This is a genomic window from Bradyrhizobium sp. USDA 372 (genome assembly GCF_053629095.1).
Genome location: NZ_JBRJHR010000001.1, coordinates 7,333,067 through 7,354,370 on the forward strand (window position 1 = coordinate 7,333,067; position 21,304 = coordinate 7,354,370).

Consider the following 21,304-nt stretch of genomic DNA (forward strand, 5'->3'; position numbering starts at 1 on the left):
TAGGGTTCATGATGACTGATGGTTCCGGCCGAACGGCCTTCCCGCCGGCGCCGAATGGCCTTGGCGCGCTCTCTGCAACCGAGATCGTAGCCGGTTATCGGCGCAAGGCATTCACGCCGCGCGATGTCGTCGACGACACCATCGCCGCGCTGGAGGTGACGAACGAAGCCTGCAACGCAGTCGTGACTCCGATGTACGAGCAGGCGAGGGCGGAGGCTGATCGTCTCACCAAGGAGATGCGCGCGGGCGAAGTCATGGGGCCGCTGGCCGGCGTGCCCGTCACGATCAAGGATCTCGTCTTCGTCGCGGGCGTGCCGGCCTATGCCGGCTCGCCGATGAACAAGGCGTTCGTGCCCGAGGTCGATGCCGCCGTGGTTGCCGCGTTGAAAGCGTCCGGCGCCATCATCACCTGCAAGACCACGACGTGCGAGTCCGGCTACAAGCTCACCGCGGACAGCCCGGTCACCGGCACCACGCGAAATCCCTGGAATCCCGGCCGCACCAGCGGCGGATCGAGCGGCGGCGCGGCGGCGGGCGTTGCCGCCGGCTGCGGCCCGATCGCGATCGGCACCGACGGCGTCGGCTCGATCCGCGTGCCGTCGTCGTTCTGTGGCGTGTTCGGCCTGAAGCCGACCTTCGGGCTCGTCCCGCGCTCGCCCGGCTTCTCGCCGCCGTCCTGGGCCTCGCTCGCGCATACCGGGCCGATCACACGTACGGTGGCAGACGCTGCCCTGACGCTGGAGATCATCGCTGCTTACGATATGCGCGATGCCGCAAGCCTTCCCGTGCCGTCCCGCCGTTTCGATACCGACGCTGCAGCACTGACCGGCATTCGCATCGCCGCCAGCGTCGATCTCGGTTATGCCGCCGTCAGTCCTGACGTGACGGCTGCATTCGGCAAGGCGCTCGCCGTTCTCGATTCCTGCGGCGCGCAGGTCACCATGGATGGCCCCACGCTCGATCCCGGCATTCTGGAGCATACGCTCAAGCCGATCGCCTTCACCGAGCAGGCGGCGGCCGTTGCGAGCAAGACCACGGCCGATCTCGCCGGCTCCGAAGCCGCCTATCGCGATGTCGTCGGCGTCGGCCGGCGCTACAGCGGGACGGACTACGTCGAAGCGGGCTATCGCCGCGGGCAGGCGCGCAACGCCTTCGTCAAACTGTTCGAGCGCGTCGATGCGTTGGTGACGCCGACCGTCGCGGTGACCGCGTTCGAGGCCGGCCAGATCGGCGTCGGCAAGATCGACGGCCGCGAGGTCGACCCGCATCTCGGCTGGTCGCCCTTCACCTGGCCGATCAATCTCGCCGGGCTTCCGGCGGCGACGCTGCCGTGCGGCTTCGACCGCGACGGAATGCCGATCGGGCTTCAGATCGTCGCGCCCTGGCTCGACGAGCCCACCATCTTCCGCATCGCCGCCGCCTTCGAAGCGGCACAACCCTGGGCAAAGTTCTGGCCGCAGTTGGCGCTGCGGCGCTAGGACAGCTCGATTGGCGCGCCGCGGCCGCTCAGCTCTTCATCGAGCCGTAGATAGTGCGCGAGATAATCGTGCAGCGCGGTCGCCGCTTTCGAGGTCGCGCCGCTCGACTTGTAGAGCAAGAGCTCGATCTTCGGCAGCGGCGGCAGGCCTTCGTTCGGCCCGATCTCGCGCATCGCCGGCACCAGCGCGCTGCGGCCGAGCACGGTGACGGCCATGCCGGCGAAGGCCGCGGCCTGGAGGCCGCCGACGCTTTCGCTGACGCAGGCGATGCGCCAGCGCAAATTCGCCCGCTCCAGCGTGTCGATGGCGTAGTCGCGATAGATGTTGCCTGGCGGCAGGAGCGCCAGCGGAATCGGACGCTCCTGATGTGCGGCGGACTGTTCGCCGGTCATCCACACCAATTGTTCGCGCCGCACCACCTGGCCGCCGGTGAAATCATTCATGCGGGTGACGAGCGCTATGTCGACATCGCCGCGCTTGACGAGGCCGACCAGCGGCGTCGACAGCGCGCAGTTGAGCTCGACCTGCACGCGCGGAAAGGATTTTCGGAACACGCTGAGGATCGACGGCAGCATGAACGCCGCATAGAGGTCGGGCGTGCCGAGCACGACTTGGCCCTCGATCTCCTGCGACGCCAATTGCGAGATCAGCTCGTCATGCAACCGCAGGATGGACTTGGCGTAGGTGAGAACGGTGGTACCGTCGTCGGTCAGCGTCAGCCTGCGGCCGCCATGCTCGAACAATTGCTTGCCGGTCAGCTCCTCCAGCCGCTGCAATTGCAGCGTGATCGCCGGCTGGGTGCGGCCCAGCCGGCGCGCGGTCTCGGTGATGCTGCCGGTCTCGACCACCGAGATCAGCGACCGGAGCATGCGGATGTCGAGGCTGATGAGGTTCATGCGGCGTCCATGTCGCCCAGAATTTATGCAAGTTCCGTGCTACTGGCCGCCGAGCGGCGGTGCCCGGCGGTGCGATCTGAACGCGCATCCCGGTCGGATAATAACTCATTGTAGTATCAGCGCTATCGCTTCTCCATGGCGCCCATCACGGAGCGCGAGTCCGACATCATCAGTTGATCAGACGGTTACGTGTGCGCGGTGCGTGCGCGGGGACATCAAGGCGGCGCTTGCTTGTCAATTCGTCGGCCCATCCCCACGGATCGCAAACGTCGTCGCCTTCAGCTTGGTCATGCCGAACTTGTCGAACAGCTTGTCATAGGTGCCATCAGTGCGGATCGCCGTTAGTGCCTCGGCAACGGCCTGGGCCAGCAGCTTGTCGCGGAAGGCGAAGGTGATGTCGGTGCCCGCGATGTCGCGGACCCAGATCTTCGCGATGCCCTTCTGCTCGAGCGAGTTGGCGGTCTCGTTGATGTTGAGCGCGGCTTCGAGCTGCCCGGCGCGCAGCGCCGCGGAGGTGGCGGTGACGGTGGTGAAAGTGCGCAGCTCGATCGGCTTGAGGCCCTTGGCTTCCATCGCCGTGCTGTACTCACGCGCCTTGCGCTCGGTATAGGTCGCCGATTCCACACCGACCACGCGGCCGGCTAGGTCCTCGAATTTCTCCAGCTTCAGGCTGGAGGAGGGGTCGGTGTAGATGCTGATCGCCTGCTGGGCATAAGGCACGAGGTAAAGCATCTTGGAGCGCTCCTCGGTCCAGAACAGGCCGGTGTTGATGGCGTCGAAGCGGCCAGAGCGCAGCGCCGGGATCATCGGCGGGAAGTCCATACGCAGGAACACCGGCTCGACGCAGATGCGCTTGGCGATCTCGCGGGCGAGCTCGACGTTGAGGCCCTGCAGCTCGCCCTTGTCGTCGACGAATTGCTGCGGCGGCAGCGTCGGGTTGATCGACATCTGCCATTTCGGCGCCTCGATCAGGCTCGAGGCCGGCACTTTCGGCGTGCAGGTCTGGGCTCCGGCGGCCTGCGTCAGGCCGGCCAGCAGGACGAGGGCGGAGAAGGTTTTTGCAAATCGCATCTGAATACTCCGATCAAATCGTGGATGGCAGAGGAGCCGTTCTCCGGCCCAAAGTCTTCTTCATTGTCTCGTCATGTAGCCGCCGCAGCACCGGCTTGCCGGGTCAGGATCAGCGAGATGTGGCGCGCCGCGGTCACCACCTCGTCGCGCTGGTTGAGGAGATCGAGCGTCTCGACGACGATGCCGCGCGCGGGGTTTTTGGTCGGCCGCTTCTCGACGAAGCGGAAGCGCACCCGCAAGCGATCGCCGGCGACGATGGGTCCCCTAAATTTGACCTCGTCCCAGCCGAGCGAGGCCACCGAGGTCTCCTCATAGAGCTTCAGCTCCGACTTCAGCCCTTCCATCAGCGACAGGCCGTACAGGCCATGGCCGATCACCGCGGGAAAGCCGCGGGAGCGCGCATAGGCGCCATCGACATGGAGCGGATGATGATCGCGCGTGACGTCGGCGAAGGCCGCGATATCGGCCTCCGTCACGGTGTGCACGGCGGTCTCGAACTCCGCGCCGAGCGCGATATCTTCGTAGCGGAGATTGGTCGGGGCGCTCGTGTCCATGCTGGTCCCTCAGGCGACCTTCCGTGGCCGCGCCGGGAGCGCCTTGAAGCTCTGCGCAATCCCCATAGGCCCGGAGCGGAAGATGCGCGGGTCCATGTCTTTCAGTTGCGGGCTGATGCGTGGGCGAAAGCCCATATGGGCCAGGATGTCCTCCTCCAGCCGCACGCCAGGCGCGATCTCGGCGAGGGTGACGTGTCCGTTCTCGAGCTCGAACACGGCGCGCTCGGTGACGTAGCTGACGTGCTTGCCGCGCTGAGCGGCAAGCGTGGCGCTGAAGCTGATCTGGCCGACGTGTGGGACGAACTTGCGGAAAGCGCCGTCGCGCCGGATCGCGAGGCGGCCGTTCTCGACGCCGATGTCGAACTTGCCGCCGGTCATGGTGCCGCTGAAGATCAGCCGCTTGGCGTTCTGCGTGATGTCGATGAAGCCGCCGGAGCCGTCGCGGCGCTCGCCGAAACGGGTGACGTTGACGTTGCCGGCTTCATCCACCTCGGCGAAGGAGAGGAAGGCGCAGGAGAGGCCGCCGCCGTCATAGAAGTCGAACTGATAGGCCTGGTCGAGAATGACGCGCGGATTGATCGCGGTGCCGAATTCGCGGGCATGACCCGGCACGCCGCCGACCACGCCGGATTCCACCGTGAGCGTGATCAGGTCGGAGATGCCTTCCTCGGCGGCGACATTGGGGATCATCGCGGAGATGCCGACGCCGAGATTGACGACGTCGCGCGGGCGCAATTCGAAAGCGGCGCGGCGGGCGATCACCCGCCGCTCGGTGAGCGGATCGGGCGTGATCATCGCCTCCGGAACCCGCGTCTCGCCGCAGCGCGCCGGGTCATAGGCGGTGCCGTAAGTCTGCATCTGCTCGGGCTCGAGCACGACATGGTCGATCAGGAAGCCGGGGATCTTCACCATCTGCGGATGGATCGAGCCGCGCTTCACGATGCGCTTGACCTGGCAGATCACGGTGCCGCCGGCATTGTGCACGGCCTGCGCAATCGACAGATCCTCGCGCGTCGTGCCCTCGTGCTCCATGCTGATATAGCCGTCCTCATCGGCCGAGGTGCCGCGGATGATGGCGACGTCGGGGGGAGCGGGGACGCGGTAGAGCAGCCAGGACTGGCCGTGCAGCTCGAGTAGGTCGACCAGTGGCGCGGTGGTGCGCTTGTTCATGCGCCCGCCGTCCTGGCGCGGGTCCATGTAGGTGTTGAGGCCGACATGGGTGAGCACGCCCGGATGCTTGGCGGCCATGGCGCGGCAGAGCTGGCTCATCACGCCTTGCGGGAAATTGTAGGCGTCGATCAGCTCGTCGCGGACAAGGCGCATGAACGGCACCTGGAGCCCGAAATTGCCGCCGATGACGCGCGCGATCAGGCCTTCATGGGCGAGATGACAGAGGCCCTTCTCGGTCACGGCGCCGACGCCGGTGATGTTGATGAGCGTCAGATTGTGCGGGCCCTGGCCGCCGAGGAAACGCCGTTCCAGCGCATCCAGAATGGCTTCGGCGGCCCCCGTTCCGCCATTGCCACCGACGATCAGCGTGTCGGCGTCGCGGATGAGGCCGGCTGCCTCTGCCGCTGTGATGATGCTCAGCATGCCCTCACGCGGCCTCCTTCTCGACCTGGCGGGCGATGATCAGCCGCTGGATCTGGTTGGTGCCTTCGTAGATCTGGGCGAGGCGGACGTCGCGGAAGATCCGCTCGATGCGGTACTCGCGCGAATAGCCGTTGCCGCCGTGGATCTGCAGCGCGTTGGAGACGTGCTTCATCGCCATGTCGGTGGTGAACAGCTTGGCCTGTGCCGCTTCCTTGGCGATCGGCTCGCCGGCATCGTGCAGGCGCGCGGCGTGATGGATCAGCAGGCGCGCAGCCGCGATGTCGGTCGACATGTCCGCGAGCATGAACTGCACCGCCTGATAGCCGATGATGGCCTGGCCGAACTGCTTGCGGTCCTTGGCGTAAGTCGTGGCGTCCTCGAACGCGGCCTGCGCCATGCCCAGCGCCATCGAGGCCATCATCAGCCGGCTGAAGTTGAAATTGCTCATGGCCATCTTGAAGGCCTGGTTCTCCGGCCCCATCACGCTGTCCGACGGCAGGCGCACGTCGGAGAAGGTGATCTGGCAGTCGTCGAGGCCGTGCATGCCGAGCAGCTCCTCGTTCTTGCCGCGCGCGATGCCGGGCAGGGCGCCGTCGACGAGAAGACAGGAGATGGCGCGGTGGCCCGCGTCTGCGCCGGTGCGCGCGAACACCATGATGCGGTCGGCGACGCCGCCGAGCGTCACCCAGGCCTTGGTGCCGTTGAGCCGCCAGCCATTGCCCTCGCGTACCGCGTTGGTGCGGATACCAGCGACGTCGGAGCCGTGATCGGGCTCGGAGACGGCGGTCGCGGGAATGATGTCGCCGCTCAGAATTTTTGGGATCAGCGCCTTGTGTGCCTCGGTGCCGTGATGATCGAAGAACAGCACGGCCTCGACCGGAATCGCGAAGGCGTTGGCGACCGCGCCGGAGCAGCGCGCCAGCTCCTCCATCGCGATGCAGGCCGCCAACGCATCGAGACCGGCGCCGCCGGCGCCCTCGCGCAGGCAGATACCGAACAGGCCGAGATCGGCCATGCCCTTGTAGAGCACGCGGTCGAAGCGGTCTTCGCGATCGATCGCCGCAGCGCGCGGCAGGATCTCCGCTTCTGCGAAGCGACGGGCGGTCTCGCGCAGGGCTTTCTGGTCTTGGCTGTAGAAGCGGTCCATGGCGTGCTACCCGTCAGTCGCTGGCGAGCTTGGAATCGTGGGAGACTTCGCTGCGGTCGCGATCGCAGAAGTAGACCGCGACGTCGTCGCCCGGCACGCCATAAGCGCTGCATACGGCGCGGGTCAGCGCGATGGCGGCAGCGCGCCGCTCGGCCTCGCTGCGGCGGAAGGCGTGGACCTTGAGCAGGATGCGCTGACCGGTGGCCTCCGCGCCGAACCTGCCGGCGTGGGCGTAGTCGTCGGGCGCAATGTTCAGGAAATAGAGCGTGACCGTATCAGCGGTGACGCCGAACGCCGACATCAGGCCGTCGGTCACCGACCGCGCCAGCGCGGCCTTGCGCTCGGATGGGACTGGCGGGGCGAGCACTTCGACATAGGGCATCGATCAGACCTTCGCGGACTTGGCTGCAGACGATTTGGATGAAGACGATTTGGACTTGCCGGATTTCGCAGGAGCTGGTGCGTCGATCTGGCGGCAGGAGTCGCGCTGGACCAGCCGCGCGCCGACGCGATATTCGCGCACGCCATCACTGCCATTGCCCTTGCTATTTCCCTTGGCGTCCATGCGATGCAGCAGCCGGTCGACGGCGAGGTTGGCGAGATCGCGCGCGCCGTTGTCGACGATGCTGATGGCCGGGCGATGCCATTCGAACCACGGCATGTCCTCGTAGCAGAGCAGCGAGAGATCATCGGGAATGGCGATGTTCCGTTCCGCGGTGACGCGAAGCACGCCGAGCGTTGCCTCGTGATTGGCAACGAAGATCGCGCTGGGCGGGCGGGGGAGGTCGAGCAGCGTGCGCGCGCAGGTCGCGCCGGTCTCGGGCACGTAGTGGCCGGCATGAATCAATGTGTCGTCCCTGGCGATGCCGGCCTCGCGCAGAGCGCGGACATAGCCGGACAAGCGTTCGCGCCCGGACGTGGTGTCCTGACGGCCGACGATCAGCCCGATGCGCTTGTGCCCGAGCTCGATCAAATGACGCGTGCCCAGATAAGCGCCTTGCGGATCGTCGGCGAGCACGGTCTCGAGATCGGTCGCATCGTCGCGCCGCACCAGGCAGACGATCGGCACGTCCTTGGAGAGCGTCTCGAGCTGCGCGCCGTTCTTGCCTGTGGGCACCACGATCAAGCCGTCGATGCGATGATCGACCAGCGTGGTGAGGGTGTCGCTCTCGGCTTGCGGATCGTCGCCGCCGATGCACAGAAGCATCTGATAGCCCAGCGCCTTCAGGCGGGCCTGCACCACTTCGGCCATCACCTGGAACGAGGCGTTGGTGAGATTGTGCACGAGAAGAGCAACGAGCCGCGACTGCCCGGTCTTCAATCCGCGCGCGATCGGGTTCGGCCGATAGCCGAGCTCGCGCGCGATGCGCAACAGGCGCTGCTGCGTACGTTCGCTGGTCAGGCCGGTTCCCGTCAGCGCCCGGGAAGCAGTGCTGACTGAAACGCGGGCCGCCTGTGCCACATCTTTGAGCGTGACGCTCATCCAACCTGCCGATAGACTGCAAACGATTGCAGAAACGCTATGAGCTTATTCTACGCGGATCAAGCTCAAAAAATGGATGGTGTTGCCCAATGCAGAGCCATTTATGCAAACGTTTGCATAGGAACTGCGGATATTCCGCAGTCCGCCCGCGGCGTCTGAATTCACCCGAGCGCCCGGCAGTACCGCGATGAAGACGTTCCGCGGCACCTACACCGTCATGATCACCCCGTTCACGGCAGCTGGCGAGGTCGATGTCGCGGCATTGCGCGCCTTCGTCGACTGGCAGATCGCGCAGGGCATCCACGGGCTGATCCCGCTCGGCTCGACCGGCGAGTTCCTGTCCATGGACGATGACGAGAAGGCGCTCGTTGCGGAAGTCGTCATTCGCCAGGCTGCGGGGCGCGTGCCGGTGCTGATCGGAACCGGCGCGGAGGACACGCGCGAGGTGGTGCGCCTCAGCCGCCGTGCTGAAAAACTGGGCGCCGACGGCGTCATGATCATTCCGCCGTTTTATTCGACGCCGACCGACGACGAACTGGTGCATCACTACAAGACGGTTGCCGATGCGATCTCGCTGCCGATCATGGTCTACAACAATCCGGCGACCGCGAATGTCGATCTCAAGCCACATCTCGTGGCGCGCATCGCCGAGATCGACAACTGTCTTTATATCAAGGAGTCGACGCTGGAGGTGACGCGGGTGCGCGACATCATCCGTCTCTGCGGCGACCGGATGACCGTGTTCGGCGGCATCCTCGGCTTCGAGTCCTTCGTCGAGGGCGCGCAGGGCTGGGTAGCCGTGGCCTCCAACGTCGTCCCGGCGGAGATGGCCCGCATCTTCAGCCTCGTGGCCGACCACGGCGCGATCAAGGAAGCGCGCGAGCTCTATCTGAAATACCTGCCGGTGATCGAATTCGTCGGCGGCCAGGCCTATGTCGCCGGCAGCAAGGCGCTGCTCAATCATATGGGTTTTGCGGCCGGCCTTCCGCGTCCGCCGCGCCTGCCGCTGCCGGCTGCGCAGGATGCGGCCGCGCGTGCCCTGGTCAAGACATTCGATCTGGTGTGGCGCGGCGCGCCGGTTGCGGCTGCTTGAGGTGTGAACGGATGAATCTGCTCGACGGTGTCAAGATCCTCAGCTTCAATCATTACCTCGCGGGCCCGCTGGCCGCACAGACGCTGGCCGATCTCGGCGCCGATGTCATCGCGGTCGAACCGATCGAGGGCGCGTTTCAGCGCAACTGGGCGGTCGCCAATCATTTCGTCGCAGGCGATAGCGTCAATCATCTGGCCACGGGGCGCAACAAGCGCAGTCTCGCCGTTGATCTCAAGCATCCCGACGGCATTGCCGCGGTGAAGAAGCTGGTCGCGACGTCAGATGTCGTGATGGAGAATTTTCGCCCGGGCACCATGGCCAAGCTCGGTCTCAGCTACGACACATTCAAGGAAATCAACCCCGGCCTGATCTATGCGGTCGCCACCGGCTTCGGATCGGAAGGACCGTACAAGGATCGCCCGGGGCAGGACCTGCTGCTTCAGGCGATGTCGGGCCTTGCGATGCGGACAGGGCGCGCGGACGGCGAGCCGACGGCGGTCGGCGCCGTCATCGTCGATCAGCATGCCGCCTCCCTCTACGCCATGAGCATCCTTGCAGCCCTGTTTGCCCGAACGAAGACCGGGAAGGGCCAGCTCGTCGAGGTCAACCTCTATCAGGCCGCGCTCGATCTCCAGGTCGAGCCGCTGACCGCCTGGCTCAACGGCGCGCCATCGCCGACGTCACGCGGTCCGGCCGGTATCGCGGCCTGGTTCAGCCCCGGGCCTTACGGCGTTCACGCCACGGCGGACGGTCATATGGCGATCTCCATGGCTACGCCCAGCGCGCTCGCTGTCGCGCTCGAAAACGAAGAGCTGAAGCGGTTCGGGGACACCGACAGTTTCTCGAAGCGAGAGGAGATCACGCGGATCGTCGCTACCAGGCTGAGACAGAAATCGACGGCCGACTGGCTGCCTTCGCTCGAAGCCGCAAAGGTCTGGCACGCGCCGGTGCAGGATTATCGCGACCTCGAGTCCGATCCCCAGCTCAACCATCTCGGCGTGTTCAAGAGCGCGGAGAGTGCCGGCGGCGCGCCGATCCGGATGGTCGCGCATCCCGCGCGCTATGACGGGCAGACGCCCGAGGTGCGGCTGGTGCCGCAGCGGCTCGGTGCGCAGACGCGCGAGGTGCTAGGCGAGATCGGCTACGACGCCGCGGAGATCGACGCGATGGTTGCCGGCAAGGCCGTCGGAGTGGCGCGATGATCGATTTTTCAATCCCCGAAGAGACGCGCCTTCTGGTCGATACCGTCCGCCGCTTCGTCGAGACCGAGGTGCAGCCGCTCGAAGACGTCGTGGAGCAGACGGCCACGGTGCCGGCTGAAGCGCTTGCGGTCACCAAGGCCAAGGCACAGAAGCTCGGCCTCTATGCCATGAACATGCCGGCGGATGTCGGCGGCGGCGGGCTAACTTGCGTCGAGCATTGCCTGGTCGAGGAAGAATTCGGCAAGACGTCCGATGCGCTGATCCGCCGCGTGTTCGGCCAGGTCTATCCGATGCTGATGGCCTGCAAAGGCGATCAGGTCGAGCGCTATCTGCTGCCGACGGTGGAGGGCGACAAGATCTGCGCCATGGCGATCACCGAGCCCGGCGCCGGCTCCGACGCCGCGTCGATCAGTACCACGGCGCATCTCGACGGCGACGAATGGGTGCTCAACGGCACCAAGCACTTCATCAGCGACGGCGACATCGCCGATTACATCATCCTGATGGCGCTGACCGACAAGGACAAGCGCGCCCGCGGTGGCATCACCCTATTCCTGGTCGACCGAGCTACGGCCGGCTTCAAGGTCGCGCGCACCCAGCCGATGATGGGTCATCGCGGCTATGGCCACGCCGAGCTGAGCTTCGAGGATTGCCGCATCCCGAAAGCGGCCGTGCTCGGCGAGGTCGGTGGCGGCTTCAAGCTGATCATGCAGAGCGTGCTCCAGATCCGGCTTGCCCATATCGGCGCACGCGCGGTCGGCATGGCGCAGCGTGCGCTGGAGATGATGCGCAGGCACGCCGGCGAGCGGCGCCAGTTCGGCCAGTTGATCGGCGATTTCCAGATGGTGCAGAAGCTGATCGCCGATTCCGCCACCGAGATCTTCGGCGTGAAGATGATGGTGATGAACGCCGCCTGGGACATCGATCAGGGCAAGGATGTGCGCGACAAGGTCTCGATGATCAAGGTCGCAGCGTCGGAGATGCAGGGCCGCGTCGTCGACCGCGCCATCCAGGTGTTCGGCGGCATGGGCTTCAGCAAGGACCTGCCGCTGGAGCGGATGTATCGCGACGCCCGCGTCACCCGCATCTATGACGGCACCTCCGAAATCCATCGCATGCTGGTTGCGCGCAGCACCATCAAGAACGGCTTGCAGCTTTAGGGAAGCGATCGATGTCTCACGCACCTCTCAAGCCCGGCGCTGCCTTTGTCTTTCGCAAGACCATGACGGTCGCCGAGCAGGCGATGTTCACCGGCATCAGTGGCAATCTCGGCGGTCTCTATGTCGATGCCGTCCGCGCCAAGAAAGCCGGCGCGTCGAACATGGTCGCCTTCGAGCTCGCGGTCGGCGGTCTCGCCACCACCTGCCTCAGCCAGCTCGGCGGGCCTACACGGCGGATCGGCAGCATCGCGCTGACTTTTGCGGCGCCGGTGCTTGTCGGCGACTCAGTGGAGGCCAAAGCCGAGATCGTCTCGGTCGACGGCGATGACGCGGTCTGCCGCGTCACCTGCACGCTGTCGCCCTCCGGCGCGACCGTGGTGGACGGCACTGCAACGCTGGTTCCCTTCGCGAAGGGCTGAGCCATGTACGAGCCAAAATCCTTCGACGATCTCAAGGTCAACGACAGGGTCAGCCTGAGCAAGACCATCACCGAGGCCGATGGCGCGCTCTACATCGCCGCGACCGGCGATTTCGGCCCCATCCATGTCGACGAGGTCTATGCCGGCGCGACGCGCTTTGGCCGCAGGCTGGCGCCGGGGATCATGGTCGCGGGCCTCTGCACCAGCATTCTCACCTCTGAGCTGGTCGGCACCATCGGCGTGTCGGTGGAGGACCGGTTCTGGTTCACAGGTCCCGTGTTCTACGGCGACACGCTCACCTTCGATGTCTGGATTGCCGAGCAGCACGACGAGACCCGCACCATCATTTGGGAAGCGAGCGCCCGTAACGAGGGCGGCCTCGAAGTGCTGAAGGCGCGCGCTAGCCTGAAATTTCCGCGACGGAAACCGTCATGAGCAAGGCGAGGAAGAAACCGGATCTGCGCGGCGTCACGGTCGCGACCGTGCTGCCCTTCAGAGACGACAGCTCGATCGACTGGGACGGCTACGCCCGTGTGCTCGACTATTGCGCGTGCCCGGACGGAATCGCGGCGGTGTTCGTCAATGGCCACGCGGGTGAGGGCGGGTCGCTGTCGGACGACGAGCGTCAGGCCGTGATCGAGCGGACGCGCAAGCAGATCGGCGCCAAGCCCTTGCTGGCCGGCATCATCGCGCATTCGACCGCGGAAGCGATTCACCAGGCCCAACTCGCGGAAGCGGCCGGCGCCGATTGCGCCGTGCTGTTCCCGCCCGCGCCGCTCGGCGGCGGCGCCTCGGCGACCTCACGCGCGCCGCTGGCTTTCGTGCAGGCAGTCAGCTCCGCGATCGGAATTCCGGTCTCGATCTTCCAATACCCGCTGGCATCCGGCTTCGGCTATTCGCCGGAAACTCTCGCCAAGATCGCCGCACTCGACAGCGTCATCGCGGTCAAGGAAGGCAGCGACACCATGCTGGCCTATGACGAGAACCGGCGGGCGGTGAAGCAGGCCGATCCCTCCGTCGCGATCCTGCCGTCGAACTTCAACTGGTTCCTGCCGCAGCTCGCCGTCGGAGGCGATGGCATTCTCTCCGGCCTCGTCAGCCTTGCGCCGGATTTGTTCGTCGCGCTGTGGCAGGCCTCGCTCGCGGACGACCTCAAGGCCATGCGCGCCGTCAACGAGCGGCTTTATCCGATCGTCCGCGCCATCTACGGACCTGCGCCGATCATGGACATGCACACCCGCATGAAGGTCGGGCTGAAGGCCCTTGGCCTGATCCGCAACGCCGATCCGCGGCCGCCGCTGCTGCCGGTTCTGCCGGCGCTGTGCGATGCCATTGCAGCCACCGTCGGCGCGGCGCGCGCGGCCGGCGACATCCGCACTTAGCGTGAGGGGCAAGCCGATGCCGGACGAAGCCTTCATCCATATCGTGCGGGTCGACATCGATCCCGAGCACGAGGCTGCGTTCAACGCCTGGTACGAGCAGAAGCATTTTCCCGATCTGCTCGCTTGTCCCGGCTGGCTCTCGGCCAAGCGCTTCGTCTCGGTGGGCGACGGGCCGAAATATGCCGCGATGTACGAGGTCGCGGGCAGGTGGGCGTTCGAGACGCCGGAATTCCTGAAGGTGAAGGGCTTTGGTCCGTTCGAAGCCCTGGTGAAGAACTTCATGCGCATCCAGCTCAGGCCGATGTCGGGACCGGCTTGAGCAGGTCGAAGCCGATGCTGCCTGCCGTGTCGCGAGATCCGGCCGGCCGCATCCAATAAGCGTCGAGGGGAATCCCGGGCGAGGAACTGTATCGGTCATTGGCGTCTTACTGGAGGTATCCATGGTCTCGACATTGCTTCGCTTGGGTGCGGCTGCCGCACTCGTTCTCGCATCCACGGCGGTGCATGCCGCCTGCACGCCCGCGATCACCGATGACAATCTGATCGCGCCGGGCAAATTGCAGCTCTCCATCAACCCGACCAACCCGCCGCAGCAATTCGTCGACAAGGACGGTCAGCTGCAAGGCCTCAACGTCGAGCTCGCCGCCGAGCTCGGCAAGCGGTTGTGTCTTCCCGTCGAACTCGTCCGGATGGATTTTCCGGCGATGATTCCCGCCTTGGGCGCAGCGCGCATCGACGGCGTCAATACCGGCATGTTCTGGACCGAGGAACGCTCGAAGCTGATGTACATGGTGCCGTATGCCATTCAGGCGATCTCGGTCGTGGTCGCACCCGACAGCGGCACAAAAATTGCTACCGAAAACGATCTGATCGGAAAATCATCCGCCGTCGAGGTCAGCAGCTACCAGATGAACTGGCTCAAGAAGCTCAGCGATGCCAGCGTGGCGAAAGGCGGAGCAGCCGTCGAGATGCGGACGTTCCCGACCGCGACCAACGTCATTAGCGCGCTGCTCGCGGGCCAGGTCGACAATGCGCTACTGGTCGACAGCGTGGCACGCGATCTCGTCGGCCGTGGTCGCGTGAAGGAAGTCCTGAGTGGGCTCGGCACGGCCAGGACCACGCTTGGTTTCCGCAACAAGACGGTCGCCGATACCGTCGTCAAGGCGCTCAACACGATGCGCGCCGACGGCTTTTATCAGACGCTGTTCGACAAGTTCGGTCTGACCGCCATGCCGGCTGACCAGCCGCTTGCGATCGCCGGCCCCGGTCCGGCCTGAAACCTACGGAGACGAGCCGATGAGCCTTTTCAGTCCGACGGCCGCCGTCAGCTACTTCTTCAACTACTTCCTGATGAAGGGAGTGCTCGTCACCATCGGCTTGACGGTGGCGGCGGTCGTCGGCGGATTGATCCTCGGCATGGGCATCGCGCTATTGCGCATGTCGTCCAATCCGGTGCTTGCGGGCGCCGCGCGCTTCTACATCTGGTTCTTCCGCGGCACGCCGCTGCTGATCCAGCTCGTGGTGATCTACAGCGGCTTGCCGCAGCTCGGCATCAAGTTCAGCGTGATCACCTGCGCGCTCGTTGGCCTGATCCTCAATGAGGCGGCCTATCTCGCCGAGATCGTGCGCAGCGGTTTCATGGCGGTGTCGGCGGGGCAGCGTGAGGCGGCCTGGGCGCTCAGCCTGTCGCCCTGGGTCACGTTCCGCCGCGTGACCCTGCCGCAGGCGTTCCGGCTGATGATCCCGCCGCTCGGCAACTCCATCAACTCGCTGTTGAAGGCGACCTCGCTTGCCTCCGTGATCTCGGTCGAGGAGCTGATGCGCCGCAGCGACATGCTGATGCAGGAGCATTTCCAGATCCTCGAAGTCTATGCGGCGGCAACCGCGTATTACCTAATCCTCACCTCGGTCTGGGACGCGGTTCAGCGCCGGCTCGAAAAGCATTTCGGTCGATCGAGTGCCGCAAAAACCAGGCGGGTCGCAGCGAGCACGCCGGTTGCACAGGCGAGTGTGGAGGCCCGGGCATGAGCGAGACATCGATGGCGAGGGCCGAAAGTGCAACAATGCAGCCGCAGCTTCGTGAGGTGCCTGCGGTCCGCATGGAGGCGGTCTACAAGCACTATGGCGACTTCACCGCGTTGAACGAGGTCGATCTCAAGGTCGCCAAGGGCGAGAAGATCGTGGTCTGCGGTCCTTCAGGCTCGGGCAAATCGACGCTTATCCGCTGCATCAACCACATCGAAAAGCACGACGAGGGTCTGATCTACGTCAACGGCGTCGAGCTCGATCATCAGCGCAAGAACATCGATGCGGTCAGGCGGGACACCGGCATGGTGTTCCAGAGCTTCAATCTGTTCCCGCACATGACGGTGCTGGAGAACTGCACTCTGGCACCGATGACCGCGAACGGGATGAGTGCGGTCGAGGCCAAGGATCTCGCCATGCATTTCCTGACCAAGGTGCGGATTCCGGACCAGGCGGAGAAATTTCCCGGGCAACTCTCCGGCGGTCAGCAGCAGCGCGTCGCCATCGCACGCGCATTGTGCATGCGTCCCAAGATCATGCTGTTCGATGAGCCGACCTCCGCGCTCGACCCCGAGATGGTCAAGGAGGTGCTGGAGACTATGAAGAAGCTTGCGGAGGAGGGCATGACCATGCTGTGCGTCACGCACGAGATGGGTTTTGCCCGCGAGGTCGCCGACCGCATCGTGTTCATGAACGAGGGCAAGGTGGTCGAGCAGGCTGCGCCGGAGCAGTTCTTCAAGCACCCGAAGTCGGAGCGGGCGCGGACGTTCCTCGACCAGATTATTCACTGATCGGCCAAGATGCGGACATTCAGCGACCGCCTGGGCGGCATTCACGCCGCCACCATCGTGCCGATGATGCCTGGTTTCGAGGTCGACGAGGCGCAGCTCGCAAGCCATCTCATCTCGGTGGCATCTACGCCTGGAATCAATGGGCTCCTCGTCAACGGCCACGCCGGCGAGAACTTCGTGCTGTCGCTGGCCGAGAAGCGGCGCGTGGTGGAGCTGGCGCGTCAGCACGCGCCGAAGGACTGCCTGATCGTCTCCGGGGTCAACCATGAATCGAGCCTGGAGGCCGCGCGCGAGGCGGCTGCGCTGGAACAGGCCGGCGCGGATGGGCTGCTGGTGTTTCCTCCCAACAGCTGGGCGCTTGGCCATGCCGATGATTGCGTGATCGAGCATCACCGCCGCATCCGCGATGCCACGACGGTGCCCTTGATGCTTTACGCCGCGCCGGTCGGCGCGGGAGCCATGGCCTACGCACAGGCGCTGCTGACGAGGCTGGTCGCCGATGCCCGCTTCGTCGCGGTGAAGGAGGGCAGCTGGGAGGTTGCGGCCTACGAACAGAACCTCAGGCTGATACGCAAGCTGCGACCGGACTTCGTCGTGCTCGGCTCGGGCGACGAGCATTTGCTGACAAGCTACATCGTCGGCTCGGCCGGTAGCCAGGTCAGCCTCGCCTGCGTCGTGCCGGAACTCGTGGTGGGCCTTTGGAGTGCTGCGGAAGCCGGCGATTGGGAGCGGGCGCGCGCCGCGCACGATAAGCTGTATCCGCTTGCCGTTGCGATCTACCGCGACCCGCCCGGAGGACGCGCGACCGTGCGCCTCAAGGCCTGCCTGAAGCTGCTCGGACGATTGTCGTGCGACGCGGCGCGGCCGCCGCAGCCGGTGGCGACACGCGGTGAGTTGCAGGCGCTCGAGCAGGCACTGCGCGTCGCCGGCGTGCTCTAAGCCGCGAAGCGGCCATCGTCGGATTTCGGACGACGAGGGAGCTATTCGCGCCGCCGAAGTTGCTTCATTGAACATTCAGTAAAGTAGTTTGCTAAACACGCGGCGAGGGCCGACCTTCCGACTCTCCTGCTGTTCGGATGGGCTGGATTGCTCCTGGCAGGCGACAGCGGCGGTCGCATTCGGCAAATTTTCCGACGTTTTCGCTGCGACTGCGAACATCTCGCTTACACGCGAACGCCGTAAGCCTTTTCGCCAGACTCGCGACCAACGGGGCTTGACGATCTCTGAAATTTAGTAATACGTTTAGTGTTACAAAAAACTAAACATCACGCATCGGGCCGATGTGTGGGAGGAGCCCAAGCCATTCCGGAGCCGTCTCCGGAAGCGGTCCGTCTCGTCCTTCATTCATCGCTCCTCAAACTCGGTTTCAGGGTCTTGGCGTCGTTCCGGCAGGACGCGCCGAGCGGGTTAGATGCTTCAACGAGAGAGGAAACGGATATGCGGACATTCAATTGGTTGAGAGGCTCGGCGGCCACCACGGTACTTGGGGTGGCGCTGCTGGGGGGATTTGGCGGAGGCGAAGCTGCGGCCCAAGGTAAGCAGCTCACGCTGTGCTGGGCGGCATGGGATCCGGCCAACGCGCTGGTCGAGCTCGGTAAGGACTTCACGAAGCAGTCCGGCATCGAGATGAAATACGAGTTCGTCCCGTGGACAAGCTATGCCGATCGCTTCCTCAATGAGCTCAACTCCCATGGCAAGCTCTGCGACCTGATTATCGGCGACAGTCAGTGGATCGGCGGCGCCGCCGAGAACAAGTGGTACGTGAAGCTCAACGATTTCTTCGACAAGGAGAAGATTTCGATGGACGACTTCGTCCCGGCGACCGTCGTCGGCTATTCGCAGTGGCCGAAGAACTCGCCGAACTATTGGGCGCTGCCGGCCATGGCGGATGCGGTCGGCTGGACTTATCGCAAGGACTGGTTCTCGCGGCCCGAAATTCAATCCGCGTTCAAGGCCAAGTACGGCCGCGACCTGGCGCCGCCGAAGACCTATGACGAGCTGAAGCAGGTCGCCGAGTTCTTCCAGGGCCGCGAGATCGACGGCAAGAAGGTCTATGGCGCCTACATCTTCACCGAGCGCGGCTCCGAAGGCATCACCATGGGCGTGACCAACGTGCTCTACAATTTCGGCTTCGCTTACGACAATCCCAAGAAGCCGTACCAGATGCAGGGCATCGTCAATTCGCCCGAGGCGACCAAGGGGCTCGAGTTCTACAAGGAGCTCTACAAGTGCTGCACGGCGCCGGGCATGACCAACGCCTACATGCAGGAGGGGCTCGACGCCTTCAAGTCCGGTCAGGTGGCGATGCAGATGAACTGGTTCGCCTTCTTCCCCGGCCTCTACAAGGATCCTAATGTCGGCGGCGACAAGATCGGCTTCTTCGTCAATCCGGCCGGCCCGAACGGACACTTCACCCAGCTCGGCGGACAGGGCATCTCGGTCGTAGCGACCTCCGATCGCAAGAACGACGCGCTGGCCTACATCAAGTGGTTCGCGCAGCCCGCCGTGCAGCAGAAGTGGTGGCAGCTCGGTGGCTACTCGGCGCTGAAGGCGGTGGTCGACGCGCCCGACTTCCCGAAGAGCGCGGCATTCGCGCCGCAATTCCTGGAATCGATGGGCATTGTCAAGGACTTCTGGGCCGAGCCGTCCTACGCGCAACTGCTGCTCGACATTCAGAAGCGGGTGCATGACTACGTCGTCGCCGACAAGGGCACGGCGCAGCAGGCGCTCGATCTCCTGGTCAAGGACTGGACCAAGGTCTTCAAGGAGCAAGGCAAGCAGGTCGCCTCGCAATAGGTCTTAGGCCTCGCCTCGACCGAAACGGTACCCCGGGGCGTATGCGCCTCGGGGAACCCGAGCCAGCCAGCCGATGGACAAGATGACCACGATCCTTCAACCCGACGATGCTACATTTCCCGGCATGAGCGAGCCCGTCAAACCTCGCACTGCGCAACCTGTCCGCGGACTGTCGGACCGGACCATCGCCTGGCTGTTCGTCGCGCCGACCATCGCGCTGTTGCTGGCGATCAACATCTTTCCGCTGGTGTGGATGATCCGGCTGTCCTTCACCAGCCTCAATCTCAGCATGTCCTATCTGCCGCTGCGCTTCGTCGGTCTCGACAATTTCACCGACATCCTCACCGACGAGGACGTCTGGTTCCGGCTGCAGACCACGGCGCAGTTTGTGATCTGGTCCGTCGCGTTTCAGGTCGTCATTGGCTTCGGCCTGGCGCTCCTGATCAACCGCCAGTTTCGCGGCCACAGCTTCTGGACCACGATCATCCTGCTGCCGATGATGCTGTCGCCGGCCGTGGTCGGCAATTTCTGGACGCTGCTGCTGCAGCCGCAGATCGGGCCATTCAACTATCTGATCAGTCTGTTCACCGGCGTGCCGCCGAGCTCGTTCAGCATGACCGGGCAGGTTTCGCTCGCACCCTGGACCATCGTGCTGGTCGACACCTGGATGTGGGCGCCCTACGTCATGCTGATCTGCCTCGCCGGGCTTCGCTCCATTCCCGACTACATCTATGAGGCGGCCGAAGTCGATCGCGCCTCGGCCTGGCGGCAGTTCTGGTCGATCACGCTGCCGATGACGGTTCCATTCCTGATGCTCGCCGTGCTGTTCCGCGCGATCGAGAATTTCAAAATGTTCGACATGGTCAATTTGTTGACGTCCGGAGGCCCGGGCTCGACCACCGAGCTCGTGTCGATCACGCTGAAGCGCGCGGCGTTCGAGAAGTGGCGCACCGGCTATTCCAGTGCGCTCGCCATCATCTTGTTCGTCACCGTGTTCGGTGCGGCGAACATATACGTGAAAGCGCTCAACAAGGTGAAGCAACGATGACCGCCGCCCTCACCAAGTCCACCGCGCACTCCATTGTCGAAGCGTCGCCGCGCGCAAAGATGGTGGCAGGTGGCCTCGTCATCCTCTACGCCGTGATCACGATCCTGCCGCTGGTCTGGATCGTCGCCACCGCCTTCAAATCTCAGAGCGATGCGATCGCATATCCGCCCAAGGTTTTCTTCGAGCCGACCCTCGAAGGCTATGTGAACCTGTTCACCGTGCGCACCCGGCAAACGCCGGACTTCATCGCCAAGCTGCCGCCGCCGGAGACGTGGTACGACAAGCTCGTGCGCCAGCGCGACATGGTCATTGCCGGACCGTCGAAGGTCGTGCCGCGCTTCGTCAACTCGCTGATCATTGGGTTCGGCTCGACCTTCCTGGCCGTCTTTCTCGGCACGCTCGCGGCCTACGCTTTCTCGCGCTTTCGCATTCCCCTGGCTGACGACCTTCTGTTCTTCATTCTCTCGACGCGCATGATGCCGCCGGTTGCGGTCGCAATCCCCATCTATCTGATGTACCGGCAGCTCAATCTGACCGACACCAGGCTCGGAATGATCCTGCTCTACACTGCCGTGAACGTCTCGCTCGCGGTCTGGCTGCTCAAGGGCTTCATCGACGAGATCCCGCGCGAATACGAGGAGGCCGCTCTTGTCGACGGCTACACGCGGCTGCAGGCGCTGCGCAAGGTGGTGTTGCCGCAAGCCGTCACGGGCATCGCAGCCACGGCGATCTTCTGCCTGATCTTCTCCTGGAACGAATATGCCTTCGCGGTTCTCCTGACCAGCGGCGAGGCGCAGACCATGCCGCCCTTCATCCCCTTCATCATCGGGGAGGGCGGGCAGGATTGGCCGGCCGTTGCCGCGGCCACCACCCTGTTCGTCGTGCCGATCGTCCTGTTCACCGTGTTGTTGCGCAAGCACCTGCTGCGCGGCATCACCTTCGGAGCTGTGCGCAAATGAGCGGTTCTGCTGCAGTCGCCAAAGGCGTGGTCTCTCGCTGGTTCCGACGCGGCCCCTGGGAGACGGCTGCGATGACCCTGATCGGCGGAGGCATCGTCATGCTGGTGCAACCCTGGTCGATCGATCTCTACGGCTATTCCTTCGTGACGATCCTGGCCGGCACGCTCGGCTACGTCGTCGTGAGCCATTTTCCGGAATAAGGCGGCA

General features: G+C 64.6%; 23 protein-coding genes. 16 read left to right on the forward strand and 7 right to left on the reverse strand.

Features of this window, described 5'->3' with window-relative positions:
- Positions 1 to 11 precede the first annotated feature (11 nt).
- Positions 12 to 1,478 (forward strand): amidase, encoded by a 1,467-nt coding sequence (locus tag AB7M16_RS34120; protein ID WP_453946647.1) that lies wholly within the window; start codon positions 12 to 14, stop codon positions 1,476 to 1,478.
- On the opposite strand, the gene AB7M16_RS34125 is transcribed toward AB7M16_RS34120, so the two are convergent.
- The 7 genes from AB7M16_RS34125 to AB7M16_RS34155 form a co-directional block, all read right to left on the reverse strand.
- Complete coding sequence (locus tag AB7M16_RS34125) at positions 1,475 to 2,374, reverse strand: LysR substrate-binding domain-containing protein (protein ID WP_025035437.1); 900 nt, start codon at positions 2,372 to 2,374, stop codon at positions 1,475 to 1,477. The two genes, AB7M16_RS34120 and AB7M16_RS34125, sit on opposite strands and share 4 nt — an antisense overlap.
- A 234-nt stretch (positions 2,375 to 2,608) precedes the next feature.
- Positions 2,609 to 3,445 (reverse strand): ABC transporter substrate-binding protein, encoded by an 837-nt coding sequence (locus AB7M16_RS34130; protein ID WP_453946648.1) that lies wholly within the window; start codon positions 3,443 to 3,445, stop codon positions 2,609 to 2,611.
- Between the two features lie 71 nt (positions 3,446 to 3,516).
- A complete protein-coding gene (locus AB7M16_RS34135) occupies positions 3,517 to 3,999 on the reverse strand; it encodes a MaoC family dehydratase (protein WP_212256590.1) in 483 nt (160 codons plus the stop codon).
- A 9-nt stretch (positions 4,000 to 4,008) separates the two neighbouring features.
- Positions 4,009 to 5,592 (reverse strand): acyl CoA:acetate/3-ketoacid CoA transferase, encoded by a 1,584-nt coding sequence (locus AB7M16_RS34140; protein ID WP_453946649.1) that lies wholly within the window; start codon positions 5,590 to 5,592, stop codon positions 4,009 to 4,011.
- A gap of 4 nt (positions 5,593 to 5,596) precedes the next feature.
- Complete coding sequence (locus AB7M16_RS34145) at positions 5,597 to 6,739, reverse strand: acyl-CoA dehydrogenase family protein (protein ID WP_453946650.1); 1,143 nt, start codon at positions 6,737 to 6,739, stop codon at positions 5,597 to 5,599.
- A gap of 13 nt (positions 6,740 to 6,752) precedes the next feature.
- Positions 6,753 to 7,121 (reverse strand): tautomerase family protein, encoded by a 369-nt coding sequence (locus AB7M16_RS34150; RefSeq protein WP_172784524.1) that lies wholly within the window; start codon positions 7,119 to 7,121, stop codon positions 6,753 to 6,755.
- Positions 7,122 to 7,124: 3 nt separating this feature from the next.
- Entirely contained in the window at positions 7,125 to 8,222 is a 1,098-nt protein-coding gene (locus tag AB7M16_RS34155) for a LacI family DNA-binding transcriptional regulator (protein ID WP_453946651.1), read from the reverse strand.
- A 187-nt stretch (positions 8,223 to 8,409) separates the two neighbouring features.
- Between AB7M16_RS34155 and dapA the strand changes: the two genes are divergently transcribed.
- The 15 genes from dapA (at position 8,410) to AB7M16_RS34230 (ending at position 21,297) form a co-directional block, all read left to right on the forward strand.
- Positions 8,410 to 9,315: a 4-hydroxy-tetrahydrodipicolinate synthase gene (gene dapA, locus AB7M16_RS34160; RefSeq protein WP_453946652.1), complete on the forward strand. Its 906-nt coding sequence runs from the start codon at positions 8,410 to 8,412 to the stop codon at positions 9,313 to 9,315.
- Positions 9,316 to 9,326: 11 nt separating this feature from the next.
- Complete coding sequence (locus AB7M16_RS34165) at positions 9,327 to 10,517, forward strand: CaiB/BaiF CoA transferase family protein (RefSeq protein WP_453946653.1); 1,191 nt, start codon at positions 9,327 to 9,329, stop codon at positions 10,515 to 10,517.
- On the forward strand, positions 10,514 to 11,677 hold the full coding sequence (locus AB7M16_RS34170; RefSeq protein ID WP_453946654.1) for an acyl-CoA dehydrogenase family protein: 1,164 nt from the start codon (positions 10,514 to 10,516) through the stop codon (positions 11,675 to 11,677). Before AB7M16_RS34165 ends, AB7M16_RS34170 begins: the two co-directional genes overlap by 4 nt.
- An 11-nt stretch (positions 11,678 to 11,688) precedes the next feature.
- A complete protein-coding gene (locus AB7M16_RS34175) occupies positions 11,689 to 12,096 on the forward strand; it encodes a MaoC/PaaZ C-terminal domain-containing protein (RefSeq protein WP_453946655.1) in 408 nt (135 codons plus the stop codon).
- Positions 12,097 to 12,099: 3 nt separating this feature from the next.
- Positions 12,100 to 12,531 (forward strand): MaoC family dehydratase, encoded by a 432-nt coding sequence (locus AB7M16_RS34180; RefSeq protein WP_453946656.1) that lies wholly within the window; start codon positions 12,100 to 12,102, stop codon positions 12,529 to 12,531.
- Positions 12,528 to 13,478 carry a dihydrodipicolinate synthase family protein gene (locus AB7M16_RS34185; protein WP_453946657.1) on the forward strand — a complete coding sequence of 317 codons (951 nt, stop codon included), beginning with the start codon at positions 12,528 to 12,530 and terminating at the stop codon, positions 13,476 to 13,478. The genes AB7M16_RS34180 and AB7M16_RS34185 overlap by 4 nt, the downstream gene beginning before the upstream one ends.
- Before the next feature lie 16 nt (positions 13,479 to 13,494).
- Positions 13,495 to 13,797, forward strand: coding sequence for a DUF4286 family protein (locus AB7M16_RS34190; RefSeq protein ID WP_172784532.1), 303 nt, complete (start codon positions 13,495 to 13,497; stop codon positions 13,795 to 13,797).
- A 121-nt stretch (positions 13,798 to 13,918) separates the two neighbouring features.
- The gene (locus AB7M16_RS34195) at positions 13,919 to 14,755 is read left to right on the forward strand and encodes an ABC transporter substrate-binding protein (RefSeq protein ID WP_453946658.1); all 837 of its coding nucleotides are present in this window, start codon (positions 13,919 to 13,921) and stop codon (positions 14,753 to 14,755) included.
- Positions 14,756 to 14,774: 19 nt separating this feature from the next.
- Positions 14,775 to 15,506 carry an amino acid ABC transporter permease gene (locus AB7M16_RS34200; protein ID WP_453946659.1) on the forward strand — a complete coding sequence of 244 codons (732 nt, stop codon included), beginning with the start codon at positions 14,775 to 14,777 and terminating at the stop codon, positions 15,504 to 15,506.
- Positions 15,503 to 16,294: an amino acid ABC transporter ATP-binding protein gene (locus tag AB7M16_RS34205; RefSeq protein WP_453946660.1), complete on the forward strand. Its 792-nt coding sequence runs from the start codon at positions 15,503 to 15,505 to the stop codon at positions 16,292 to 16,294. Before AB7M16_RS34200 ends, AB7M16_RS34205 begins: the two co-directional genes overlap by 4 nt.
- 9 nt (positions 16,295 to 16,303) lie before the next feature.
- Positions 16,304 to 17,233, forward strand: coding sequence for a dihydrodipicolinate synthase family protein (locus AB7M16_RS34210; protein WP_453946661.1), 930 nt, complete (start codon positions 16,304 to 16,306; stop codon positions 17,231 to 17,233).
- A 498-nt stretch (positions 17,234 to 17,731) separates the two neighbouring features.
- Entirely contained in the window at positions 17,732 to 19,090 is a 1,359-nt protein-coding gene (locus tag AB7M16_RS34215; protein ID WP_453946662.1) for an ABC transporter substrate-binding protein, read from the forward strand.
- 124 nt (positions 19,091 to 19,214) lie between these two features.
- A complete protein-coding gene (locus AB7M16_RS34220; protein ID WP_453947300.1) occupies positions 19,215 to 20,138 on the forward strand; it encodes a carbohydrate ABC transporter permease in 924 nt (307 codons plus the stop codon).
- Complete coding sequence (locus AB7M16_RS34225) at positions 20,135 to 21,097, forward strand: carbohydrate ABC transporter permease (RefSeq protein ID WP_453946663.1); 963 nt, start codon at positions 20,135 to 20,137, stop codon at positions 21,095 to 21,097. Before AB7M16_RS34220 ends, AB7M16_RS34225 begins: the two co-directional genes overlap by 4 nt.
- Positions 21,094 to 21,297: a hypothetical protein gene (locus AB7M16_RS34230; RefSeq protein ID WP_271511817.1), complete on the forward strand. Its 204-nt coding sequence runs from the start codon at positions 21,094 to 21,096 to the stop codon at positions 21,295 to 21,297. Before AB7M16_RS34225 ends, AB7M16_RS34230 begins: the two co-directional genes overlap by 4 nt.
- Positions 21,298 to 21,304: the final 7 nt, after the last annotated feature.